Origin of the sequence: Acidovorax sp. A79 (genome assembly GCF_041154505.1) — a bacterium.
Classification (GTDB): Bacteria; Pseudomonadota; Gammaproteobacteria; order Burkholderiales; family Burkholderiaceae_C; genus Acidovorax.
In genome coordinates this window covers 5,238,961-5,259,488 of the sequence record NZ_AP028672.1, presented here as the reverse complement: position 1 = coordinate 5,259,488, position 20,528 = coordinate 5,238,961, and the positions used below count along the sequence as shown (strand labels likewise).

The following is a 20,528-nucleotide window of genomic DNA, read 5'->3' as shown; positions in this document are numbered from 1 at the left end:
GGGTCTCCTTATCGGCGGTCGGGGTAGTTGAGCGCGCGCTGGTAGATCAGCTTGAACAGCGCCGAGAACGACAGCGCCAGCACCAGGTAGATCAGCGCCACCACGATGTAGATCTCGAAACTGCGGAAGGTCTGCGACTGCAGGTTCGCCGCCACCGAGGTCAGGTCGTCCGCCGAGATCACCGACACCACGGCCGAGCTGAGCATCAGCAGGATGAACTGGCTGGTGAGCGCGGGGTAGATGGCCTTGAGCGCGGGTTTGAGGATGACGAAGCGAAAGATCTCCCAGGGCTTCAGGTTGAGCGCCTTGCCCGCCTCGATCTGCCCCTTGGGGATGGACTCGATGCCCGCCCGCACGATCTCTGCCGCGTAGGCCCCCAGGTTGACCACCATCGCCGTCAGCGCCGCGGTGTAGGGCGACCAGCGCAGGCCGATGGACGGCAGCGCGAAGAAGAAGAAAAACAGCTGCACGATGAACGGCGTGTTGCGGATGACCTCGATGTACGCGTTGATCAAGAACCGCAGCCACGCCGGCCCGCCCGTCTTGCCCCAGGCGCAGAACACGGCCACCACCAGCCCCAGCACCGTGGCCGTGAGCGACAGCTGCACGGTGATCCACGTGCCTTTGAGCAGCAGCGGCCATGCGGCGAAAACGGCGTCGAACTGGAACTGGTAATTCACGGCGTGGGTGGTTCGGAGTGGATGCGCAGAGTTTATGAAACCGGTTTCACAACCACATCGGGGATTACCCGAGCGCCCCCAAAAACAGGCGCCGGGCCCACATCCAACCCCCAGCCCCCACCAGGCACCACGCGTGGGCGAAAATGCCGCATGCCCTCCTTCCGCCCCGAACCCCCTTACACCCACGGCCAGGCCGAGCGAACCGCAGTGCTGCTGTGCAACCTGGGCACACCCGACGCCGCCACCGCGCCCGCCGTGCGGCGCTACCTGGCGCAGTTTCTGGGCGACCACCGCGTGGTGGAGATCCCGAAGCTGGCGTGGTGGCCCATCCTGCACGGCATCATCCTGCGCACCCGCCCCGCCAAGTCGGCCGCCAAGTACGCCAGCATCTGGACGGCCGAGGGCTCGCCCCTAGCGGTGTGGACGGCCAGGCAGGCCACGCTGCTGCGTGGCTGGCTGGGCGAGGCCGGGCACGCGGTGCTGGTGCGCCACGCCATGCGCTACGGGAACCCCTCCATCGACAGCCAGCTCGACGCCTTGAAGGCCGAAGGCGCCACGCGCATCCTGATCCTGCCGCTGTACCCGCAGTACTCCGGCACCACCACGGCCAGCCTGTTCGACGCGGTGTACGCCTGGGCCGCACGCACCCGCCACGTGCCCGAACTGCGCTTCGTGAACCGCTACCACGACGCCCCCGGCTACATCGACGCGCTGGCCCGCACCATCGAAACCCACTGGAAGCACCACGGACAGCCCGACCAGCTGGTGATGAGCTTTCATGGCGTGCCCGAGCGCACCCTGCACCTGGGCGACCCCTACCACTGCGAGGCCCGCAAGACCGGCCGCCTGCTGGCCGAGCGCCTGGGCCTGCGCGCGGAGCGCTACCGCATCACCTTCCAGTCGCGCTTTGGCAAGGCCAAGTGGCTGGAGCCCTACACCCAGCCCACCATCGAGGCACTGGGCAAGGCCGGCACGCGGCGCGTGGACGTGGTGTGCCCCGGCTTCACCAGCGACTGCCTGGAGACGCTGGAAGAAATCAACATGGAAGTGCGCGAGGCCTTCTTGCACGCGGGCGGCAAGGAGTTCCACTACATCCCGTGCCTGAACGACAACAACCACTGGATCACGGCCCTCAGCCGGGTGGCGCAGCAGCACCTGGCGGGCTGGCCCACCGAGGCGCCCACCGCCGCGGCGCTGGCCGATGCGCGCAGCCATGCGCAGGCAGGGGGCGCACCTGCCGGGCCCTGCCCTGTGTCCCATTGAACGGTCACTATAATTTTTATAGCTACTAGCACTTATCCATCAAGCTCTAGCGGCCATTTTCATTAAAATTCTGGAGACGGCAGCCCCTGACAACCGCGCAGCTTGCGCACCCCAACACGCTGGCCTGCCCTCTCCCACCCACCCTGTACCGATGCCCGCCTTCGCCCTCGCCCCCCACCAGCTGCGGCTGACGATCGACCCCGCCACGCTGGGCTTTGCCAGCACGGCCGAACTGCAGGACCTGCCCCTGCCCTGGATCGGCCAGGAGCGCGCGCAGGCCGCCGCGCAGTTCGGCCTGGGGCTGCATCAGCCCGACTACCACCTGTTCGTGCTGGGCGAAGTGGGCAGCGGGCGCGCGTCGCTGCTGCGCCAGGCCATGCAGGCTGCGGCGGCAGAACGCGCCGTGCCGCCCGACCTGTGCTACCTGCACAACTTCGACACGCCCGACCGGCCCCGCGCCCTGCGCCTGCCTGCGGGCCAGGGCCGCCAGCTGCGCCAAGGCATGGCCGACATGGCCAAGAACCTGCAGGCCGATATCCCGAAACACCTCGCAACCGCCGCCTTCAAGGCCGACGCCGAACGCATCGAGAAAACCTGGCAAGCGCAAGAGAGCGAGGCCTTTGCCGTGCTGGACGCGTTCGCCGAGGTGCGCCAGTTCCGCATTTCGCGCGAAGGCGGGCAAATGGTGTTCACCCTCACCGGCCCCAAAGGCCAGCCGCTGACAGAAGCCGAAGCCCGCGCCCTGCCCCGCGAGCGCCGCGCAGAGATTGACGCCGCCGAGCACGCCTTGCGCACCGAGATCGCCCGCTTTCTCGAAGCCACCCGCCCGCTGGAGCGCGCCCGCGACGACGCTCTGATTGCCCTGCGCCGCCACTCCATCAAGCCCCTGGTGGAACACGCGCTGCACGACATCCGCCAGGGCCTGCGCAAGCAGATCAAAGACACCGTCAAGCTCACGCACTGGCTCGACCAGGTAGAGCATGCGGTGCTGGACGACATCGACCTGTTCGAGCCCGGCAGCGGCGGCGAGGAGGGCGGCGAGCAGAACAACATCGACGCCGAAGACGACCGCAAAGATGCGCTCGACGACCTGCTGGGCCGCTGCCAGGTGAACCTGGTGGTAGACAACCACGGCCGCACCGCCGCGCCCGTGGTGGTGGAAGACAACCCCACCGTGCGCACGCTGTTTGGCAGCATTGAGCACGGATCGGACGCCGACACCGTGCAGGCCGACCACACCAGCATCCACGCGGGCAGCCTGCTCAAGGCGCACGGCGGCTTCATCCTGCTGCACCTGCACGACCTGGCCGCCGAAGAAGGCCTGTGGCAGCGCCTGCGCCGCTTTTTGCGCTGCGGCCGCCTGCAGATCGAAGAAGGAGGCGGCGGCAGCCCGGGCCACGGCCCCGGCGGCGCCGTGGCGCTGCAGCCCGAGCCAGTAGACGTGGATGTGAAGATCGTGCTGATCGGATCGGTGGACGAGTACTACGCGCTGCAAGACGCCGACCCCGACGCCGCGCGCCGCTTTCGCGTGAAGGTGGACTTTTCAGACCACTTTGCCGCCACCCCCGCCACCCACTACGCTACCGCCATTCTGGTGGCCCAAGTCTGCAAAAAGCGCGGCCTGCCCCACTTCGGCTCCGACGCCGTGGCCCTGCTGCTGGAGCAAACCCACCGCGAGGCCGACGACCAGCGCCGCCAGAGCGCACGCTTTGCGCACACCGAAGCGCTGGCCATCGAAAGCGCTGCCCTGTGCAAGGCGCGCGGCGGCACCCTGGTGCAAGCCGCCGACGTGTTGGCCGCCCTGGCCGCCCGCACCCAGCGCCACAACCAGCCCGAAGAAGAGCTGCACGACTCCATCACCGAGGGCGAGCGCCTGATCTCGCTGGCGGGCTCCATCACCGGCCAGATCAACGCCATGACGCAGATCGACCTGGGCGACTACCGCTTCGGCTTTCCCGTGCGCATCACCGCGCGCACGTTTGCCGGGCAAGAGGGCTTGCTCAACATCGAGCGCGAGGTCGATATGTCCGGCCCCATCCACGACAAAGGCGTGCTCATCCTGCACAGCTACCTCACCGCGCTGTTCAGCCACGTGGCGCCGCTGGCGCTGAATGCGTCCATCGTGTTCGAGCAGGAATACAGCGGCGTGGAAGGAGACTCGGCCTCGTGCGCCGAGCTGTATGCGCTGCTGTCCAGCCTGTCAGGCCTGCCCCTGCGCCAGGGCATCGCCGTGACCGGCGCGCTCAACCAGCACGGCGAGGTGCTGCCCGTGGGCGGCATCAACGAGAAGATAGAAGGCTGGTTCCGCGCGTGCGCCATGGCGGGCCTGGACGGCACACAGGGCGTGCTCATCCCCGCCCGCAACCGCCGCCACCTGATGCTGGAGCGCCCCATCCTGACCGCCGTGGAGCAAGGCCTGTTCCACGTCTACACCATGGGGCATGTGAGCGAGGGAATTGCGCTGCTGACGGGCGAGGCGTCGGGGATGAGCCCGGCGGAGTTGTTGCAGGCACAGGCCGATGAGCTGGCCGGGGGGGCGGCTACGGTGGAAGACACGGTGATGCAGCGGGCGGAGTTGACGCTGCGGGCGTATCGGAGGGCTTGTCAGATCGCGGGGGCTGCGCGGAGAGGGCGAGGGATTCGGGGGCGGTAGAGAGGTCCGCGAGACACTGAATCGAACGTTGGGGTACTGGCAGCCGAACAGCGTTAGTAGTCAGCAACCGTCGAACGCGCACTGTAGGCCGAGCGCACTAAGTGGCGCTGCCTAAAGCGGGCGCTCAACGCTCGACATAAAGGGTGGCAAGACAGCGCAACCGACATCTCCTCAACGGAATTATCAGGCGACGAACCCATCGGGTGGAGCAAATCGGGCGTCGGATTCAGACAACACCTTAGACAAATTGAGCGCCTGGGCGGAATCATCGAAAGGAATCGTGGAGATCACCACCGAGGTGGAGCTACCGAGCAACAGGTTGCCCAATGCCTCGCAGCCATACCCCAGCGGAGTCGCACAGTGGATATGTGCAATGAGCCCGTCGAAGCAAAAGCGAAACGTCGGCAACGCGACCGGGGAGCCATTCGGCATATACGGATTCGGCAAGTACTTGACGTCGCGAATCGGAGCGTGGTTGTGGACGACCCCCTTTGTTGAAAATTGCGTCAGTTGAACCGGGAAAAAGCTCAACGGAGATTCAAGCGAACCCAATATTTCGTCGCGCAGTACCGCAAGATCTTCAGGCGAAACCGTAATTTCGCTGAACTCGTCTCCATCGCTTGCAGCCGCGCGCCAGAGAAGGCTGTGAAAGAAGAGGCGAAGCCGCTTCGTATCCATGTTCTCAACCGATCTGATACCAAGAGACTTGAAGAAGATGGTGTTCAGTTCTCCTAGTTGCTGATCGCCCCTCCATCCGCTCCAAACCAAACGATGCTTCCGAAGCTCGGAAATCACCCAACTGTCCAAGTCAGAAAGATATCTCTCGCCGTCCGCCGTCACAAGCGCCGAGTCGTACCAACTCGTCCAGCGTCGCGTAGGAGGCCGACCTTCCTCATACTGAAACAAGGGACGTCCTCGTACAGAGGGTCGCGTTAGCGCTTCAGGGATGATGTGAGACGCAACGAAAGGGCCTGTCTTGCCGGTTAGCTTGCAAGTTCCCTCGGTTGGAGCCTGGTCGTTGTGCATTGTTGTGCGCGGCTTGGCGCCTAACGTAGACATCATCGGGCCACAGCGTCAAGCCAACTCATGTCACGGCCGTCCCTTACATCCACGACGCCACCCAGACGCCGAGCCTCTTCAACACGTTGCCGAATCTTGCGTTCCGGCTTGTCATTGCCCCATTCAGGATTAGTGCGGTGGAACGCCCACGTGTACAAGGGTACGAAGCACGGGAAGCACTCCCTCTCTTCTTCCCAGAGCTGCTTGATCTGTGATGTGTGCAATTCCAGGCGATCAAGAGGCACGTCGTACCCCTCAATTTCGAACGCAGCCACGATCTGCCAACGTCTCAGAGAGCCGAAGCGATTTGCGTCTTCACGCTTACGGACCCACGCGACATCGATTTTCTTCTCGAACAGCCGGTTGCGGGGCGCAACGCAGAACTCCGCCACGACGTCGAGGTTACGGCGTACGCCTTCTCGGATCAGGGTCGAATAAAGGTCTTCAATCGCTACCATGCCGCAGCTTCCCTCGATGATGTCTGACGTGATGCATCCCGCAGAACTTGCGGGGTAAATGCTGAGCCTTGCGGAATATTCTAGACACTCCATGGACTTACGGTCAGCGTGCTCCGAATTACAAGCCAGCGGCTACGAATCAACGCTAGCTTTGAGACAGTTTTTCCCAATGGTGTTTTTGAGGACAAACCCGACATTAGGCATTCTTCCGAAAACCGCCAGATTCACGGCGGGAACGTCCAGACGATGGACCAAGCCCTTTATGCGGATCCGATATGATTTTCGATTTTACCCTAGTGGAGCCAAGGAATTTTTGAATCTACTATTCAAGCGGCTCCGCGCTTGCAGGCACAGACCGCAAGCCACCAATACCAAATTTAGCTTTTACATTCCGCACGGCCCAGTTCACCCCAAAGTTTTTCCAATTTATATTACGCAAAATTCACCATAGCTTCCGATCCAAAAACACTTGAAGTCAACTATCGCAAAGCACTCGACAAGTTCGAACGACTAATATTAATTGCAATCAGTTTTTCTGACTCATCCGGCGGAATTCATACAACCACCCTAGGCATTGAAAGCACGAAGGTCTACACTCGAATAACGTTAAGCGCGATGTCAATCAATGCATTGCTGCCAGGAAACAAAATCAATAACACTGGCCTCTGGGACTTTCCATCAGTTGCCACATTGACCCGTGCCTTGATAGAGACGTGTCACCGTCACCTCTATTTGAGCCAGCCTGGGTTGAGCGAGGATGAATCAGCATTTCGGATGGGACTATATTTCTATCACATGAACTCCGAAAAGTACCGACTATACAAAGAATTCGGCGCAAACCAAGAAATCCTGAACAGCTTCGAAGAAAACCTACCTCGCGCAAAATCCAAATTAATAGGATCTACGATATATTCTCAGCTTGCAAAAACAAAAGCAGATAAAATCAAAAAAGGACATTCCGACATGTATTTCACAGATGACGAAGTGGCAGAGCAGTTTTCTTTGATTGGAGGTCATTTCAAGCCCATCTACCGACTGCTTTCAAAGCATTCCCACGGCTCTCCGTTTGCAACGTATTCGCAGTCGAACGAGCGTGGTCGGGGTGTGGAAAATGAAGCAGAGAAGAGCTACCTCGTACTTGTGCTTGAATTGCTAAACCAATACCTAAGCCGCACCATACTCGCACAAGTTGCGCTGCTATCAATCGGAAACACCAACCCGAAAGGTTTTGAGTATGCCCAGGAGATTTTCAGCGCTGAGCGCGCCTAGTACGGTGGTCAGCATGACCACCGACGGGGGCACACATTCCGAAAAGCTTGCGCCGCGCGATTGCTGCCAAGCCCACGTTGAGCGTCAGCTTTGCAAAGCGGCACCGATCTGTCCTATCCGAAACCAAGCATTGACCAGACCGGAATCAAAACGTCGAGCACACGCTAAGCCACGTCGACCCGCCCCCGTAGCCACCCCACAACATCCCCCGTCACCTCATCCCGATCCGTCTCATTCAGGATTTCATGCCGCGCCGCCGGATACAGCTTGACCGTCACATCAGCCACACCGGCATCCCGATACCGCTGCCCCAGTTACTCCAATAAAACCCCGCCTGCAGCCAACGGGTCCGCATCGCCGGACGCGATCAGGATGGGCAGGTCGCTGCGGATGCCCGCGAGCAGCGCGGGGTCGGCCAGCCGCATCGCAGGTGCGAAGAGCGCGGGGATCACATCGTCCGGCACATCCCAGCCGCACCACGGGTCTGCCACGTAGGCGTCCACCTCTGCGGCGTCGCGCGACAGCCATTCGTCGCCGGTGCGGTGCTCGAAGCCTGCGTTGAATGCAGCGAGCCCGGCGGGCGCGTCGGCGGGGGCGCTGGCCATGCCGGCGGCGAACAGGTCGAGAGCGGTGGAGCCTGACAGGACCGCGCCGAACCAGGTGGATTCTTGGTTCAGAATCGCCGCCTGCGCTGCGAACTAGCCCATGGAGTGCCCGAACAGGAAGAGCGGGAGGCCGGCATGCTGCTACGCGACGCGAGCGTGAAGTCCCTCTCGTGCGGCGAAGCTGCCCGGCCCTGATCCCGGCTAAGCTGCGCGAGCCAACCCTTTGTATTCGCCCCGCAATGCCCTCTAGCCTTCACCTCTTCGACCCCCAGCGCCATGCCCTGCCGCTGCCCGACAACTTTGCGGCGCTGGAGGCCATGCGCGAGTTACTGCACGCGCGTGCCGATGGCAAGAACCTGCGCTTCGTTGAGTTCGCGCTGCGGTTCGAGGATCGCTTCAAGGTAGCGGGCCGCACCACACCGCTGCAACAGGCCGATGCCTGTCGCCGCGCGGCATGGCAGTTTGACCTCCCGAGCGTGGACGAAATGCCCGCATATCAGGCGGCTGTGGAGATTGCCGGTGCGCTGGGATTGGTGGCGTATGACGCGGCGCTGGGAGTAGGTTTTCTGCCCGACGGCCGGGTGGTGCCGACCGAGTTCGCGCAAGCCGCCACGCCTGTGGCGCCCCCCGAAAAGCTGCCTTGGGGGGCTCGCCCGCCAGATGCGCTGCGCGGCGAGAGCGAGGTGCGAGAAGTTTTGGCCCCTGCCCTGGCGCGCGCTATGGCAGGCAGCGGTTTTGAGCTGGAAGCTGCACCACCCGACGAGCCCGGCGCGCCCATCGTTCTCGCCCGACGGCTCGGTGCGGTGCGCCAGGTGCTGACCGTCAATCTGATGCGCTATGAAGTGCTGAACCTGACCCTGCGTGTGTGGCATGACGCTTGTACCGCTGTGCTGGCACAAGCCCTGGGCCCCGAGCCCCACCAGGACACCGCCTTCGAGTTGGGCATGGCGTTTTTCGAGCCCGGGCCGGGCTCCCTGCACCGCTGGACACTCGAACGTCTGTCGCAATTGCCTGCGGTCCTTGCGCTGGTATGTGGTCGGGTTCTGCCCCTGGCGGGTCTGTGCACTGACCTGCAGGGGCTGGACCAACTGCTCAACGACGCCAGCGCCGACACGGTGCGTACTCCCTACCGCAACGCCTACACCTGGTCGGACCGCCCTGACGGCTCCGACGGCTCGCGCAGCCTGCGTGAAGAGGTCTTCCCGCATGCGCAGCGCCTCGTCATCGCCCACCTCAATGGCAACCCATTGGCAGCCAACATCGCCCGCGAGCTGGAGGACCATTGGCAGCACAGCAGCCATTGGCGCGCCCCTCAGGAACGCGAGGCCCTGGCGGCCGTGCGCGCCGCGCTGGCCCACACGCCGCCGCTGGCCCGCTGGCACGACGTAGCTGCCTGGCAGGCCGCACTGCGCCCTATTCCTGCATCGCTGCAGTCACACACCCCCGACCCGCGCGGGCGGCGCTGTCACCACTATGAAGTGACCGAAGCCTTGCACCAGGACCTGCGCAAAGACCCAGGCGGCTTTTGGGCCAGGTTCGGAGGTCCGGATGGTGCATCCGAGCTCACGCGCGTGTGGCAAGACAAGGCCTCCACCTTGCCTGGCTCCGCGCGCATCCCCCCGGACGGCCTCAGGTGCCATGTGGTCACTCTGCCCGGCAGGGCTGGTGAGGGCGCGATCGAAGTGGTGTGCCTTTGCTTTCCACCCATCACGGGCCTCGACGAGCATCGATTCTTGGCACTGGCTCACCGCGGCGACATCTGGCGTATGTACCGGATGGGCTACGACAACGCACTGGACGACGACGGCCAAATGCAGCTTCGCATCGAGTACGGGGCGCGCCACGGGAACGCCGACGTCATCACCCGCGAAACGCTGGACGCCGAGCTGAACATGCAGGCATTCCTGGAGAGGGTGGCAGAGCTGTTCGCATGAACTGGCGTGGGAGCTGTTTCAACAGACTGCTGCTACGGGAGCCGTGACTACGCAATGCGGGAACGCGCCCGCAGCCACGCCACGATATCCCCCGTCACCTCATCCCGATTCGTCTCGTTCAAGATCTCATGCCGCGCCGCCGGGTACAGCTTGACCGTCACATCGGCCACTCCCGCATCCCGATACCGCTGCCCCAGTTGCTCCAACAAGACCCCGCCTGCCGCCAGCGGGTCTGCGTCGCCGGATGCGATGAGGATGGGCAGGTCGCTGCGAATGCGCGCGAGCAGCGCGGGGTCGGCCAGCCGGGGCGCGGGGGCGAAGAGCGAGGGGATCACGTCGTCCGGCATGTCCCAGCCGCACCAGGGGTCTGCGACGTAGGCGTCTACCTCCGCAGCGTCGCGCGACAGCCATTCGTAGCCGGTGCGGTGCTCAAAGCCTGCGTTGAAGGCCGCGAGCCCGGCGGGCGCATCAGCGGGGGCGTTGGCCATGGCGGCAGCGAGCAGGTCGAGGGCGGTGGAGCCTGACAGGATGACGCCAGACCAGGTGGAGGAGTGGTCCAGGATGGCCGCCTGCGCTGCGAAGGAGCCCATGGAGTGGCCGAATAGGAAGAGCGGCAGGCCGGCGTGCTGCGCGCGCAGCAGTGCGCCGAACTGGGCCACGTCGGCAATGAGGCCGCTGAAACCAGCGCTGCCAAAGTCTCCCAACCGACCACCGGCGGTGCGCCCGTGTCCGCGATGGTCCACGGCGTGGACGATGAAGCCTGCGGCGTTGAGGGCCCGCGCAAAGCGGTCGTAGCGCTCGCCATGCTCGGCAAGGCCGTGGGAGATTTGCACGACGCCCACAGGTTGGCCCGGGGTTTGGGCCCAGGTGTAGGTGGTGGCCTGGGTGCCGTCTGCGTTGGACTGGAAGGAGGAGGTGGTGGTGCTCATCGTTTCATTCTGCACGGGGTCTGGTCGGCACGCCACGATGAAATCGCCTTCTGTGCCTCACCCCGTTGCCTGCAGGCGCTCCGCCATCCCCTGCTGGTTGGCCGTCTGCCTGCTGCGAAATTCGGTCGGGGTGCACCCCACCTCGCGCTTGAAGAACTTGATGAAGTTCGCCAGGTCGCTGTAGCCCAGGCTCTCAGCAATGCGCGCCACCGGCCAGGTGGTGTGGGCCAGCAGGCGCTTGGCCTCCAGAACGATGCGGGCGGAGATGAAGGCCTTGGGCGTGACCCCGGCTGCTTCCAGCGATGCGCGCACCAGGCTTTTCTCGGAGCAGCCCAGCTGCTGCGCATACCGGGGCAGTTGGTGCCAGCTGGCAAAGTGCTTCTCCACCAGCAGTTCAAACGCCTTGAATCTCTGCAGCGCGCGCCCCGGCGGTGCCGGCTGCGCGGACTGCTGCTCGTACGCCATGCGCAGCCGTGTCAGCAAGGCATAGAGCTGGTAGCGCAACAGGGCATGGGCATGCAGCGATGCGGAGTGGGCTTGCGTGTCCTGGTGCATCTGGGCGATGGCGTGGGCGATCACCTGCGCGCTGTCGCTGCCCAGCGCCCACGCGGTCGGCAGGCCGTCCAGCCCGTCGATCGGGGTTTGGTCCTGCGCGGCGGGGGCCGCTGCCCACAGAAACTCGGGGCGGAACAGCACCATCCATCCGTCCCAGTCCTGGGTGTCTCCAAAGCTGTGGGCTTTGCCGGGCCGCAGGACCAGCACCGAGCCCGGGCCGCAGCGCACGTACTCGAAGTCCACCAGATGGATGCAGGTTCCCTCCGTCACAAAGATCAGGGTCGGAAAGGCGTAGCGATAGGTTGATGCCAGGGCCTGGCCGCCCACCCTTTTCCGCAGGTCCGATACCCGGAATATCTCCAGGTCGAGCGGGTACAGCCCCTCGGGCTGGTAGCTCAGGTGCTGGATGTCGGGGTGGCGGGCTGCGGCGGGTTTGTGGTGGCGTGGGGTCATGGGTCAGCAACGGCGGGGCGCAGAGGTTTGTCCTGAAGTGACAGTAAATCGCCCAGTTTTCACCATCTTCACGGGTATTGATTGTCCAACAATGACCTCACAGCGCCCAATGGGGCGTTCCCCCAAAACCACCAAGGAATCCACATGCACGCCATTGATATCGCCAAGACCTACATCCAAGCCGCACAAACCGGCGACCAGGCCACCCTCGGCCGCGTTGTCTCACCCGGCGTGGTCTGGCACCAGCCGGGCCACAACCAGTTCTCGGGCACCCACCGTGGCATGGCGGCCGTGGGCCAGATGCTCGGCCAGATGATGGCCGTGTCGAACGGGACGTTTGCAATCACCCGGGCCCATCACTACATGGCCAACGGCGACTGGGTGGCCGTGAGCATCGAGTTTGCAGGCCAGCGCGACGGCCTCACGCTCCAGCAGGCGGGGATGGATCTGCTGCACATCGTGGATGGAAAGATTGTGGAAGTCCGCCTGTTCTCCAGCGATCCGGCGCAGGAAGATGCGTTCTGGGGCCAGTGATTCCCCACCCTGCCCGCGCACGCTGCCCCCACCAGGTTGGGCGGCGCACGCGGGCATTTTTCCGAATCAAATTGGCACCCAGCGCTTATCTGTATTCATTGGATGCTATTTAATTTATAGCAAATTACCTTCTCCCTCAGGGTTGCGCGGCTTGTGTGCCCGCACCCGGTAGCCCGCCGACAGCAGGTGCACATCCCACCGCTGCTGCACCGCGCCCCAGATGCCCTTGGGCAGGAAGAGCGCGAACAGCATGGCAATGGCGCCCAGGCCGATGAGATACAGCACGCCCTTCCCGCCCCACAGGGTTTCGACTGCAAAGAAAAGCAGCGCGCCGAGGATGGGGCCTTCCATGGTGCCGATGCCACCCACCAGCACCATGAAGATCATGTAGGCCGTCCACTGCACGCTGAAATAGGTCTTGGGCTGAAAGCTGATCGACGTGGCCAGCCACAGCCCGCCTGCGAGCGCGCAGCCAAACGCCGACAGCACAAACACCAGCCGCTTGATGGCGACCACGCGCACACCGAGCGAAATGGCCGCCGTCTCGTTGTCGCGAATGGCCTGGGCGGCCGTGCCCACCTTGCTGCGCAAGAGCAGGAAGACCACCCAGCACAGCCCCGCCATGGCAGCCAGCGCGGCCCAGTAGGTATACGCGCGCCGGTCGTCGGCCGCGTATTGCTGCAGCGCGATCATCGAGGTGCCCGTCTCGCCCTGCACCAGGCTGTCCAGGTTCACGCACAGATGCGCCAGCGCGGCCACCACCCACATGCCAATGGCGAATTCGCCGCCCTGAAGTCGCAGCATGAAGGCCGCCAGCGGCACCGCCACCAAGGCCACCAGCACAGCGCCCACCAGCAGCGCCGGGTACGGGCCCAGGCCCGCATCGGCCAGCCGCACCATGGCGTAGGCCCCGAGGCCAAAGAACGCCTGGTGGCCAATCGACACCAGTCCGGCGTAGCCCGCCAAAGCGTTCCACATCACGGCCAGGATCACGTAGATGAACAACGTAGTGAGCCGGTCCACCGTGCCCGCCTGCAGCCACAGCGGCCCCAGGCAGAGCACGGCCAGCAGCAACGCGGTGGCGCTGGCGAAGGCGATGGACGCGCGCGTCCAGCGCTGGATGACCCATGGGGATGGACCCGTGGGTGCGGGAGGTGCAGAAATCATGGGAGGAGCAGTCATGACGAGGCCCTGTGGCGGGTGGAGAAGAACCTGCGCAGCGCACCGCTCGCGTAGAGCCGGGCCAGCAGGATGACCAAAAAAGTGGCGTGCCCGGCGATCAGAAAACCCTGCGGGTGCACCTGCGCCCCCAGGTTCTGCGCCACGCCCAGCACCACGCCGCCCAGCAACGTGCCCCACAGCGATCCCGCGCCGCCGATGATCACGGCCTCGAACGCAAAGATCAGCTGCTGCGGGCCCGAGAACGGATCGAACGTGGCCCGCAGGGCCAGCGATGCCCCGGCCAGCGTGACGGTGACCATGGTGATGGCCGAGGCCGCCGCAAACACCGTGCCGGTGCGCACGCCCACCAGGCGCGCGGTGTCGGCGTCTTCCGACGCTGCGCGGATCTGCCGCCCCAGCGCCGTGTGCGCCAGCATGGCATGCAGCCCGCCCAACAGCAGCACCGCCAGCACCAGCACCAGGGTGGGCAGCTGCCCCACATACAGGCCGCCGGGCAGCTCCCAGCTGTCGTACGCCAGCGTGCCAATGGAGGTGGCCAGCGAACGCGTGTCGGCACCGAAGTGCTGGAACAGCACGTTGTCGATCACGCTGGCCAGGCCAAACGTGGCCAGCAAGGGCACCAGCGCGCCCAGGCGCGCGCTGCGCTCCAGCACCAGCTTGTGCAGCAGCCAGCCCAGCAGCGCCATGGCGGGCACCACCGCCAGCAGGGCCAGCAATGGGTGCCAGCCCATCGGCTCGGCCAGCACCCACAGCAGGTAGGCCGCCACCACGGTCAGGCTGCCGTGGGCCAGGTTGATGATGCGCATCACCCCGAACATGAACGACAGCCCGCAGGCCAGCAATGCGTAATAGCCGCCCAGCAGGAGGCCCTGGAGGATCTGGTTGACAAGGTTCATGCGGCCTCCTTATGGGCAGGGTGGGTGTGGCTTGCGTGGCTGGCAGCTTCGCCGTCGGCACTGCCCGCGGTGTGGCTGCCGGGCGCAGCTTCGGGCCGCTGCGCGCCAAAGTAAAACGCGGTGATCTGCGCCCGGGTGAGCTGGTCGGCGGGCGCGTCGGCCACCACGCTGCCTTCGAGCATGCAGACAATGCGGCTGGCCACGGCCTGCACGCGCTGCAGGTCCTGCTCGACCAATACCAGCGTAGTGCCCTGGCCCATCACGCCCTGCAGGGCTTCGTACACGCCCTGCACGGCCAGGGGCGACAAGCCCAGCGAGACTTCGTCGAGCAGCAGCACGCGCGGGTTGGTCATGAGCGCGCGGCCAATGGCCACGGCCTGCTGCTGCCCGCCCGACAGCTCGCCCGCGCGGGCGCCCAGCTTGGGGGCCAACTGCGGGAAGGCGTCCAGCACGGTGTCAAAACTCCACTGCCCGCGCCGCCCCGAAGCACGCGCCACGAGCAGGTTCTCGCGCACCGTCATGCCTGCAAACAGGCGCCGCCCCTCGGGCACCAGGGCCAGGCCTTCAGCCACACGCTCTTGGGCAGGCATGCGGGTGATGTCCACACCATCCCACCGCACCGTGCCGCTGCTGGCGCGGTGTGCACCGGCCAGCGTGCGCAGCAGCGTGGTCTTGCCTGCACCGTTGGCCCCTACCAGGGCCAGGATGTCGCCCTGGCGCACCTGCAGCGACACATTGCGCACGGCAGGCAGCTGCCCATGGTGGGCGTTCAGTGTCTCAATGCTCAACAACACACTCATTCGATGTCCTTCGCCTTCGGCTGCGGTGCGAGCGCCTTCGGGCGGCCGGGCGGCGCTCATGCCGCCACCCCGCCCAGATAGGCCTCGACCACCGTCGCATCGTTCAGCACGGCTTGTGGATCGCCATCGGCGATCACCCGCCCGCCGTCCATGCACACCAGACGCGTGGCGACCTGCAGCAGCACGTGCACCAGGTGCTCGATCCAGACGATGGCAATGCCGCGGGCCTGGATGGTGCGCACCATGGCTACCAGCTCGCTGGCCTCCGCGTCGGTCAGCCCGCCGCCGATCTCATCGAGCAGCAGCACCTGGGGGCCGGTGGCCAGCGCACGCACCAGCTCCAGCCGCTTGCGGCCGAGCAGGCCCAGCGTTTCTGCACGGCGGTTGGCAAGCGCCTCTATGCCACACAGGCGCAGACACTCCATGGCCCGGTCACCCGCATCGCGGGCGTGCAGGCCCGCGCCATGCGTGGCGCCGGTGAGCACGTTTTCAAACACCGTCATGCCCAGAAACGGCCGGGGCACCTGGTGAGTGCGTGCAATGCCTGCACGGCAGCGGTCTGCCGCGCTGCGGGCGCTCACATCCACCCCCTGGAACCAGACAGTGCCCTGGCTCGGCGCATGCGCCCCGGCCAGCACGTTCAGCAGCGTGGTCTTGCCCGCACCGTTGGGCCCGACGATGCCCACGGCCTCGTCGGCGCCTACCAAAAAATCGAGCTGGTCCAGCACCTTCAAGGCACCAAAGCGCATGTCGATGCCCCGGGCCTGCAGCAGATGCTGCGGCCCGCCCGCTGGCGGGGATTGCGGATATGGAGGTGAATGTGGCATGGACGATCAGCTGTAGGACTTGAGCGCCGCCGCCACAGGGATGTTGCGGTCGGTGGCGTTCTCGGTGACCACGATGTCGAGCTTGAACTTGCTGCCCGCTGCGGGCTTGACCCACTGGGCGCCCACGACGGGTGTCACCGACACGTTGGGCACGGGCCCCTTGGCAAAGTCCACCGGACCTTGCATGGTGATGGCCTTAAGGGTGCTGATGGCCTTGGCCAGCGCTGCCTTGTCGCGCGGGTTGGTGCTGGCTTTCAGCGCCTCGGTGCCTGCATCGAACAGCGACATGGTGGAGCCCAGCATCTGCGTCCACTGCTTGCCGGTGCTGGCCTCGTACGCGTCGGCCAGCTGTACGCCGGTCAGGCCAGTGAGCGCCGATGCGTAGGGAAAACTCTTGTGCCAGAAGCACCCCGCGCCCAGGTTCAGCGCCAGCGGGCCCAGGGCCTCCACCTGCGAGGGCACAAGGCCCGTCTTGGCGATCTGCGCAATCTTCACCATGCGCGTGTAGCCCTGCTGGGCCGCCTGCCGCCAGAAGGTGGCGAAGTCTGGCGGAATGGGGAAGGTGTTGAAGATCTCGCAGCGCTCGGCCTTGAACTTGGCGATCTGCGCGGAGTAATCAGTAGTGCCGTTCTCGTACGGTCCGGCGTCCACCACAGTAAAGCCTGCCTTGGCGAGCTCGGGCGCCAGCGTGGCGCGGATGGCGTTGCCATCGGCATCGTTGGGGTACAGCACACCGATCTTCTTGTTGGTGGGCAACGCAGAAAACTGCGAGGTGTACGACGTGGTGAAGCTGCCACCGCCAAACGAGAAGTGGTACGTCCATTTGAAGGGCGAAGGCGCGCCGGGCTTGGCGCCGCGGCCAAAGTACCAGGCCTCCCACGGCATCACGGTGGACAGGCAGGGCACACCCGCCGCCTCGCACGCATCCGACACCGGGTTCACCGTTTCTGGTGTGGTGGTGGTGAGCATGAGGTCGATCTTGTCGCTGTTGATCAGACTCTTGGCCAGCTGGCTGGCGCGGGCCGGGTCGGACTGCGTGTCGCGGTCCAGGATCTCCACCGCGTACTTCACGCCACCGATGGTCAGGCCCGCCGCCAGCGTCTTGCGCACCTGGGCCAGGATGAAGGTGTCGGTCTCGCCCAAGGCACCCAGCGGGCCGGTGCGCGGGCTGATGAAGCCCACCTTGAGCACGGGTGCGGCACCGGCCGCCTGGGCCCATAGAGGGCCGGCGCTCAGCGCAAGACCGCCAGCGCCCGCGGCCGTGATCAGCCCACGGCGCGAGATGGTGGGGGACGTAGCCTGTTCGGTTTCCAAGGCGGCCACGGTGAATTCAGGGGTGTTGGTTGTCATGGGGAATGTCTCCAGTGATCAATTCAGTTGCAGGGTTCAGAAAGGGATGGTGGTCTTGAGCCAGAACTGCGAGCCCTGGGCGCGGTTGCGCACACCGAACTCCTTTTCGACCTTGGCGGTGATGAGCCAGCCCTTGCCGTTGGCGTAGCGCACCGACGGGCCAATGGACTGGCTGCGGCCACGCGATCCCGCCAGCGCCACGCCGCCCACCTTGTCGTCGCTCCACTGCCGGTACACATAGCCGCCCACGCCCACCACCCAGCCATTTCCCAGGCCCCAGCCCGCGGCGTAGTCCACGATCAGTTCGCGGCCCGAGCGGTAGTTGGTGTCGCCATTGGTGCGGTTGAAATTCAGCGTGGCCTTCACGTCGCCGTTGAAGCCACTGGGGTCCATCCAGGTCAGCACGCCCAGGGGCTGCAGCGACAGATAGTTGCGGCCAATATTGGCCTGGCGCGTGCGGTCATACGCTCCTGTGGGCAGCACGGCGTCAAGCCCCACCACGCTGTGCAGCTGCGGCGAGTGGTGCCAGGCCACCGAGCCCCCGACCGTCACATCGCCCAGTCCGGTGCGCGAATCGTTTGCACCACCGGCACGCACCGACAGGTCCACCACAGGCAGGATGGCGTGCGCGGCTACCAGGCCGCCCAGCGCCTCCTGGGGGGTGATCCAGATCAGGCGCGTGGCAGCGGCGGCGGCGCGCACCTTGAAGCCGGGGATGGGCACGGCGTTGCCCTGGCCATCGTTCACGCGGCTGGTGGTGTAGTAGTTGAGGTACTCCAGCACATACAGCCCGGGCGGCGGCGCGGCGCCCGCCATGAAGTTCTCGGTGCCCAGCGGATAGGTGGAGCCTCCGCCCTCGGTAGCGAAGGCCGCTGTGCACAGCGTGCCGGCCAGGGCCAGCACGGCTAGGCGGAAAGGTTTTTTGTAGTGCGTTGTCATGTTGTCTCCTCGTTCAGGTTGGTTTTTTGAAATGCACGCTTCGGGTCTCACGGGAAATCGGTCTTTTCACAAATCGCTGCGGCACGGCCTCAGGGCGCCAGCAACTCGGGCACCTCGATCCAGGCGGGGGTGGCGATGTACCAATTGCCTTGCTGCAGCTTGAGCGGCAGGGCCGCACGGTTGGGGTTGTGGGCGTGGCGGTGGCCGATCTCGAATGGCATCCCCAGCAAGGGATGGCTGGTGGGCGGCATCTGCTGCAGGGCACGGGTCACGGTCTCGCGGGTGATGGGGCCCTCGACCTGGCGCAGGGCGCGCACCAGCATCTGGGCCGCCACATAGCCGCCTTGCGACAGCGAACTCAGGGGCAAGCGGGCGTCCTGCATCAGGCGGCGCCAGTCCTGCGCCGGCAGGGACCGGCTCTTCCAGGGCTCGAACTCGGCCATCACATACACGGCGCCATCCCGCGGGGCGAGTGCGCGGGCCACGCGGTCGGTGTAGGCCGGGGTGAGATAGATCCAGGTCATGCCGCCCGCCCCCAGCGCGTGGGCGGCCTCGCTCCAGCGGAGCACCGCGGCCTCGTGCCCCGTGAAAATCACGGTGTCGCACCCCTGCCCCTTCACGGCCCGAAGGACGGGGGCAGGTTCTTGGTCAACCCCCACCAACTGCAGCTGTGGCACCTCCATGGCTTTCGCTTCGCCCAGGCGCTCCAGCGCCTGCTGGTAGCCCTCGGCCATGCCCGGCAGATCGAGCGCCAGGGCACACAGTTTTCGGCTGCGCAGCGTGTGGTGGGCAAACAGCACGGCGCTGGCCAGCCCCACGTAGGGTCCGTTGTTGAGGGGCACCACATGCGACGATCGGAAGCATGCAGGCGAGACCGAGGCCCCTTGCAGCGACATCAACCGCGCTGCTTCGTAGCGAGGCGCATTGACCGCGCAGTCCAGCAGGCCGGAACTGCCCGCCAGCGCCACAACCTCCGCGTCGTTGATGAGCCTCGTCGCCGCTGCCATGGCACTGGCGGGCGAGACCCCTTCATCGAGCGAGATGTATTCGATGCGGCGGCCCCCAATGCCGCCGGCGGCATTCACGGCGTCGATGTAGGCCTTGGCCGCCTGCGAGGACTCCGGGAATGCATGGGGCCCGCTCAAGGCGCTGACCGCACCCACCTTGATGGGCCGCTGTGCGCCTTGCTGCGCGTGGGCTGCGTGCCATAGCAGCAGCCACAGGCAGAGCGACAGCAGCAGGGCACGAAGGCGCCACCACAGCGCGGCACTCCCTGCGCCGCGCAGGCTCGCGCCCCGGCATGCGCCGGTGGGTCGTTTCTTCATGGGTTCGTCCTTGTCGCTACCTTGGGGGCGCTGCGCTACGCTGTGGCAATGCGCTGGCGCGCGGCGATGAACTGCCCCGCCTGCTCCAGCGAAGCCAGCGCCTCATCCAGCACGGGCGCAAACAGCTGCCAGCAATGCACCATGCCGTCCCACACGGTGCATTCCGCCTCAACGCCCGCCGCCTTCAAGCGTGCGGCCATGGTCACGGCGTCGTCGCGCAAGCGCTCCCAGCCGCCCACCTGCAGCTGCACGGGCGGCAGGCCCTGCAGGTCGGCGCTGTAAAACGGCGTGACCGTGGGCGAACGCACATCGCCACCCGGCACATACATGGCGTTGAAAAATCCCATCAGCTCACGCGTGATGAATGGGTCGTCCACGGTATGGTGGGACTCGCCTTCGGACGCCAGGTCCAGCGCGGGCGACAAGGCCACGACGGCCGCAGGCAGCGGCAGCCCCTGGTTGCGGGCACGCAAGGCGGTGGACAAGGCCAGGTTGCCGCCGGCCGAGTCGCCCATCAGCGCAATGGCCGACGCGGCATAGCCATTGGCCAGCGCCCACTGGTAGGCGGCCAGCGCATCGTCGTGTGCTGCGGGCGCGGGGTGTTCCGGTGCCAGGCGGTAGTCCACGTTGAGCACCTGCGCTCCGCTGAACTGCGCCAGGTACGAGCACAGCGCCCGGTGCGAGGCCAGCGAGCCAAACACAAATCCGCCAGCGTGGTAGTAAATGATGAGCCTGCGCGGGTCAGCCTGCGGCGTGCTCAGCAACTCCGCAGCCATGGTGCCGCCCGCCCCGTTGGGGATGCGCAGCGTCTGGATGG

General features: G+C 65.4%; 19 protein-coding genes and 1 pseudogene. 6 read left to right on the top strand and 14 right to left on the bottom strand.

Annotated features, from left to right (window positions below; genetic code table 11):
- Positions 1 to 8 precede the first annotated feature (8 nt).
- Positions 9 to 680, bottom strand: a complete 672-nt coding sequence (locus tag ACAM51_RS24275) for an amino acid ABC transporter permease (RefSeq protein ID WP_218294083.1) — start codon at positions 678 to 680, stop codon at positions 9 to 11.
- A 150-nt stretch (positions 681 to 830) separates the two neighbouring features.
- On the opposite strand from ACAM51_RS24275, the gene hemH reads away from it, so the two are divergent.
- On the top strand, positions 831 to 1,943 hold the full coding sequence (gene hemH, locus ACAM51_RS24270) for a ferrochelatase (protein WP_369642143.1): 1,113 nt from the start codon (positions 831 to 833) through the stop codon (positions 1,941 to 1,943).
- A 151-nt stretch (positions 1,944 to 2,094) separates the two neighbouring features.
- Positions 2,095 to 4,596, top strand: a complete 2,502-nt coding sequence (locus ACAM51_RS24265) for a Lon protease family protein (RefSeq protein WP_369642142.1) — start codon at positions 2,095 to 2,097, stop codon at positions 4,594 to 4,596.
- Positions 4,597 to 4,779: 183 nt separating this feature from the next.
- Here the strand turns inward: ACAM51_RS24265 and ACAM51_RS24260 are convergent, their stop codons facing one another.
- Together ACAM51_RS24260 and ACAM51_RS24255 are read right to left on the bottom strand one after the other, a co-directional pair.
- Positions 4,780 to 5,403, bottom strand: a complete 624-nt coding sequence (locus ACAM51_RS24260; protein ID WP_369642141.1) for a hypothetical protein — start codon at positions 5,401 to 5,403, stop codon at positions 4,780 to 4,782.
- Between the two features lie 251 nt (positions 5,404 to 5,654).
- Positions 5,655 to 6,113 (bottom strand): hypothetical protein, encoded by a 459-nt coding sequence (locus ACAM51_RS24255; RefSeq protein WP_369642140.1) that lies wholly within the window; start codon positions 6,111 to 6,113, stop codon positions 5,655 to 5,657.
- A 615-nt stretch (positions 6,114 to 6,728) separates the two neighbouring features.
- Here ACAM51_RS24255 and ACAM51_RS24250 point away from each other — a divergent pair.
- Positions 6,729 to 7,382, top strand: coding sequence for a DUF5677 domain-containing protein (locus ACAM51_RS24250; protein ID WP_369642139.1), 654 nt, complete (start codon positions 6,729 to 6,731; stop codon positions 7,380 to 7,382).
- A gap of 314 nt (positions 7,383 to 7,696) precedes the next feature.
- Here the strand turns inward: ACAM51_RS24250 and ACAM51_RS24245 are convergent, their stop codons facing one another.
- Entirely contained in the window at positions 7,697 to 7,987 is a 291-nt protein-coding gene (locus tag ACAM51_RS24245; protein WP_369642138.1) for a hypothetical protein, read from the bottom strand.
- 317 nt (positions 7,988 to 8,304) lie between these two features.
- Between ACAM51_RS24245 and ACAM51_RS24240 the strand changes: the two genes are divergently transcribed.
- On the top strand, positions 8,305 to 9,921 hold the full coding sequence (locus tag ACAM51_RS24240; RefSeq protein WP_369642137.1) for a hypothetical protein: 1,617 nt from the start codon (positions 8,305 to 8,307) through the stop codon (positions 9,919 to 9,921).
- A gap of 47 nt (positions 9,922 to 9,968) precedes the next feature.
- Here the strand turns inward: ACAM51_RS24240 and ACAM51_RS24235 are convergent, their stop codons facing one another.
- The gene (locus tag ACAM51_RS24235; protein ID WP_369642136.1) at positions 9,969 to 10,850 is read right to left on the bottom strand and encodes a lysophospholipase; all 882 of its coding nucleotides are present in this window, start codon (positions 10,848 to 10,850) and stop codon (positions 9,969 to 9,971) included.
- A gap of 57 nt (positions 10,851 to 10,907) precedes the next feature.
- Complete coding sequence (locus ACAM51_RS24230) at positions 10,908 to 11,858, bottom strand: AraC family transcriptional regulator (RefSeq protein ID WP_369642135.1); 951 nt, start codon at positions 11,856 to 11,858, stop codon at positions 10,908 to 10,910.
- Between the two features lie 144 nt (positions 11,859 to 12,002).
- On the opposite strand from ACAM51_RS24230, the gene ACAM51_RS24225 reads away from it, so the two are divergent.
- Positions 12,003 to 12,392, top strand: coding sequence for a nuclear transport factor 2 family protein (locus tag ACAM51_RS24225; RefSeq protein WP_369642134.1), 390 nt, complete (start codon positions 12,003 to 12,005; stop codon positions 12,390 to 12,392).
- A gap of 114 nt (positions 12,393 to 12,506) precedes the next feature.
- Here the strand turns inward: ACAM51_RS24225 and ACAM51_RS24220 are convergent, their stop codons facing one another.
- The 7 genes from ACAM51_RS24220 to ACAM51_RS24190 all read right to left on the bottom strand — a co-directional run bounded on the left by ACAM51_RS24220 (position 12,507) and on the right by ACAM51_RS24190 (position 19,711).
- Complete coding sequence (locus ACAM51_RS24220) at positions 12,507 to 13,559, bottom strand: branched-chain amino acid ABC transporter permease (RefSeq protein ID WP_369642133.1); 1,053 nt, start codon at positions 13,557 to 13,559, stop codon at positions 12,507 to 12,509.
- A gap of 11 nt (positions 13,560 to 13,570) precedes the next feature.
- Positions 13,571 to 14,470: a branched-chain amino acid ABC transporter permease gene (locus tag ACAM51_RS24215; protein ID WP_369642132.1), complete on the bottom strand. Its 900-nt coding sequence runs from the start codon at positions 14,468 to 14,470 to the stop codon at positions 13,571 to 13,573.
- Complete coding sequence (locus tag ACAM51_RS24210) at positions 14,467 to 15,264, bottom strand: ABC transporter ATP-binding protein (RefSeq protein ID WP_369643884.1); 798 nt, start codon at positions 15,262 to 15,264, stop codon at positions 14,467 to 14,469. The genes ACAM51_RS24215 and ACAM51_RS24210 overlap by 4 nt, the downstream gene beginning before the upstream one ends.
- 62 nt (positions 15,265 to 15,326) lie before the next feature.
- The gene (locus ACAM51_RS24205) at positions 15,327 to 16,097 is read right to left on the bottom strand and encodes an ABC transporter ATP-binding protein (protein WP_369642131.1); all 771 of its coding nucleotides are present in this window, start codon (positions 16,095 to 16,097) and stop codon (positions 15,327 to 15,329) included.
- Positions 16,098 to 16,103: 6 nt separating this feature from the next.
- Positions 16,104 to 17,447 carry an ABC transporter substrate-binding protein gene (locus ACAM51_RS24200; RefSeq protein ID WP_369642130.1) on the bottom strand — a complete coding sequence of 448 codons (1,344 nt, stop codon included), beginning with the start codon at positions 17,445 to 17,447 and terminating at the stop codon, positions 16,104 to 16,106.
- A 36-nt stretch (positions 17,448 to 17,483) separates the two neighbouring features.
- Positions 17,484 to 18,386, bottom strand: a complete 903-nt coding sequence (locus tag ACAM51_RS24195; protein ID WP_369642129.1) for a transporter — start codon at positions 18,384 to 18,386, stop codon at positions 17,484 to 17,486.
- An 89-nt stretch (positions 18,387 to 18,475) separates the two neighbouring features.
- Positions 18,476 to 19,711, bottom strand: a complete 1,236-nt coding sequence (locus ACAM51_RS24190) for an ABC transporter substrate-binding protein (protein WP_369642128.1) — start codon at positions 19,709 to 19,711, stop codon at positions 18,476 to 18,478.
- Positions 19,712 to 19,759: 48 nt separating this feature from the next.
- On the opposite strand from ACAM51_RS24190, the gene ACAM51_RS24185 reads away from it, so the two are divergent.
- Complete coding sequence (locus ACAM51_RS24185) at positions 19,760 to 19,993, top strand: hypothetical protein (RefSeq protein WP_369643883.1); 234 nt, start codon at positions 19,760 to 19,762, stop codon at positions 19,991 to 19,993.
- Here the strand turns inward: ACAM51_RS24185 and ACAM51_RS24180 are convergent.
- Positions 19,897 to 20,487, bottom strand: a pseudogene (locus ACAM51_RS24180) (alpha/beta hydrolase); the annotation flags it as partial. The gene ACAM51_RS24185 and the pseudogene ACAM51_RS24180 overlap by 97 nt on opposite strands.
- Positions 20,488 to 20,528 lie beyond the last annotated feature (41 nt).

Excerpts from the sequence above, each read along its gene's own strand:
- hemH (WP_369642143.1), top strand. The coding sequence starts at position 831 with ATGCCCTCCTTCCGCCCCGAACCCCCTTACACCCACGGCCAGGCCGAG.
- ACAM51_RS24265 (WP_369642142.1), top strand. The coding sequence starts at position 2,095 with ATGCCCGCCTTCGCCCTCGCCCCCCACCAGCTGCGGCTGACGATCGAC.
- ACAM51_RS24255 (WP_369642140.1), bottom strand. The coding sequence starts at position 6,113 with ATGGTAGCGATTGAAGACCTTTATTCGACCCTGATCCGAGAAGGCGTA.
- ACAM51_RS24250 (WP_369642139.1), top strand. The coding sequence starts at position 6,729 with ATGTCAATCAATGCATTGCTGCCAGGAAACAAAATCAATAACACTGGC.
- ACAM51_RS24245 (WP_369642138.1), bottom strand. The coding sequence starts at position 7,987 with ATGGCCAGCGCCCCCGCCGACGCGCCCGCCGGGCTCGCTGCATTCAAC.
- ACAM51_RS24240 (WP_369642137.1), top strand. The coding sequence starts at position 8,305 with ATGCGCGAGTTACTGCACGCGCGTGCCGATGGCAAGAACCTGCGCTTC.
- ACAM51_RS24235 (WP_369642136.1), bottom strand. The coding sequence starts at position 10,850 with ATGAGCACCACCACCTCCTCCTTCCAGTCCAACGCAGACGGCACCCAG.
- ACAM51_RS24230 (WP_369642135.1), bottom strand. The coding sequence starts at position 11,858 with ATGACCCCACGCCACCACAAACCCGCCGCAGCCCGCCACCCCGACATC.
- ACAM51_RS24225 (WP_369642134.1), top strand. The coding sequence starts at position 12,003 with ATGCACGCCATTGATATCGCCAAGACCTACATCCAAGCCGCACAAACC.
- ACAM51_RS24220 (WP_369642133.1), bottom strand. The coding sequence starts at position 13,559 with ATGATTTCTGCACCTCCCGCACCCACGGGTCCATCCCCATGGGTCATC.
- ACAM51_RS24215 (WP_369642132.1), bottom strand. The coding sequence starts at position 14,470 with ATGAACCTTGTCAACCAGATCCTCCAGGGCCTCCTGCTGGGCGGCTAT.
- ACAM51_RS24205 (WP_369642131.1), bottom strand. The coding sequence starts at position 16,097 with ATGCCACATTCACCTCCATATCCGCAATCCCCGCCAGCGGGCGGGCCG.
- ACAM51_RS24200 (WP_369642130.1), bottom strand. The coding sequence starts at position 17,447 with ATGACAACCAACACCCCTGAATTCACCGTGGCCGCCTTGGAAACCGAA.
- ACAM51_RS24195 (WP_369642129.1), bottom strand. The coding sequence starts at position 18,386 with ATGACAACGCACTACAAAAAACCTTTCCGCCTAGCCGTGCTGGCCCTG.
- ACAM51_RS24190 (WP_369642128.1), bottom strand. The coding sequence starts at position 19,711 with ATGAAGAAACGACCCACCGGCGCATGCCGGGGCGCGAGCCTGCGCGGC.
- ACAM51_RS24185 (WP_369643883.1), top strand. The coding sequence starts at position 19,760 with ATGCGCTGGCGCGCGGCGATGAACTGCCCCGCCTGCTCCAGCGAAGCC.